General features: G+C 53.9%; 1 protein-coding gene and 1 rRNA gene. One reads left to right on the top strand and one right to left on the bottom strand.

Annotated features, from left to right (window positions below):
- Positions 1-61: 61 nt before the first annotated feature.
- Positions 62-1,579, bottom strand: a 16S ribosomal RNA gene (locus tag QP965_RS11330).
- Positions 1,580-1,609: 30 nt separating this feature from the next.
- On the opposite strand from QP965_RS11330, the gene QP965_RS11325 reads away from it, so the two are divergent.
- Positions 1,610-1,811, top strand: a 202-nt coding sequence (locus QP965_RS11325) for a hypothetical protein (RefSeq protein ID WP_284844960.1), incomplete at its 3' end; no start/stop codon positions are given.

Genomic DNA, 1,811 nt, shown 5'->3' with positions numbered 1-1,811 from the left:
ATGACACTCGCATACTCAACCAACCACAGGGTGCAACTGCACCCACAATAAAGCTCCTTAGAAAGGAGGTGATCCACCCGCACCTTCCGGTACGGGTACCTTGTTACGACTTCGTCCCAATCGCCGATCCCACCTTCGACGGCTCCCTAACAAGTTTGGGCCACCGGCTTCGGGTGTTACCAACTTTCATGACGTGACGGGCGGTGTGTACAAGGCCCGGGAACGTATTCACCGCAGCATTGCTGATCTGCGATTACTAGCGACTCCGACTTCATGGGGTCGAGTTGCAGACCCCAATCCGAACTAAGGCCGGCTTTCAGCGATTCGCTCCACCTCACAGTGTCGCTGCGCGTTGTACCGACCATTGTAGCATGTGTGAAGCCCTGGACATAAGGGGCATGATGATTTGACGTCATCCCCACCTTCCTCCGAGTTGACCCCGGCAGTCTCTCATGAGTCCCCAACCAAATGCTGGCAACATAAGACAAGGGTTGCGCTCGTTGCGGGACTTAACCCAACATCTCACGACACGAGCTGACGACAACCATGCACCACCTGTACACCAGCCACAAAGGGAAAGACTATCTCTAGCCCGATCCGGTGTATGTCAAGCCCAGGTAAGGTTCTTCGCGTTGCATCGAATTAATCCACATGCTCCGCCGCTTGTGCGGGCCCCCGTCAATTCCTTTGAGTTTTAGCCTTGCGGCCGTACTCCCCAGGCGGGGCGCTTAATGCGTTAGCTACGGCACGAAAGTCGTGAAAAGACCCTCACACCTAGCGCCCACCGTTTACGGCATGGACTACCAGGGTATCTAATCCTGTTCGCTACCCATGCTTTCGCTCCTCAGCGTCAGTAACTGCCCAGTAACCTGCCTTCGCCATCGGTGTTCCTCCTGATATCTGCGCATTTCACCGCTACACCAGGAATTCCAGTTACCCCTACAGTACTCAAGTTATGCCCGTATCGCCTGCACGCCCGGAGTTAAGCCCCGGAATTTCACAGACGACGCGACAAACCACCTACGAGCCCTTTACGCCCAGTAATTCCGGACAACGCTCGCACCCTACGTATTACCGCGGCTGCTGGCACGTAGTTAGCCGGTGCTTCTTATCTAGGTACCGTCACAAAAAGCTTCGTCCCTAGCGAAAGGAGTTTACAACCCGAAGGCCGTCATCCCCCACGCGGCGTCGCTGCATCAGGCTTGCGCCCATTGTGCAATATTCCCCACTGCTGCCTCCCGTAGGAGTCTGGGCCGTATCTCAGTCCCAATGTGGCCGTCCACCCTCTCAGGCCGGCTACCCGTCGCCGCCTTGGTAGGCCATTACCCCACCAACAAGCTGATAGGCCGCGAGCTCATCCTACACCGAAAAAACTTTCCAACCATCACACTAAAAATGGCTCCTATCCGGTATTAGACCCAGTTTCCCAGGCTTATCCCGAAGTGCAGGGCAGATCACCCACGTGTTACTCACCCGTTCGCCACTCGAGTACCCTGCAAGCAGGGCCTTTCCGTTCGACTTGCATGTGTTAAGCACGCCGCCAGCGTTCGTCCTGAGCCAGGATCAAACTCTCCACAAAAAAATTTCAGAACAAAATCCGAAACAGGCCGTGAAAAGCCCGAAACCCAACAAAAGAACAAACCACCACAAACCACAAAAGCCTGTGCTGGCGTCCAAAAAATTACTACAAAGAAAAAATAAACAGTTCCCTCAACCCGACGGGGTCAAAAATAAGGAAACCAAAAAGTTGAACACAATCACATGCCAACCAATCCATCTCAATGCAGCCGAAACACCAAACAGCATTCAAA

This window comes from Corynebacterium sp. MSK074 (genome assembly GCF_030229735.1).
Classification (GTDB): Bacteria; Actinomycetota; Actinomycetes; order Mycobacteriales; family Mycobacteriaceae; genus Corynebacterium.
This window is presented reverse-complemented; position numbering and strand designations above follow the sequence as displayed.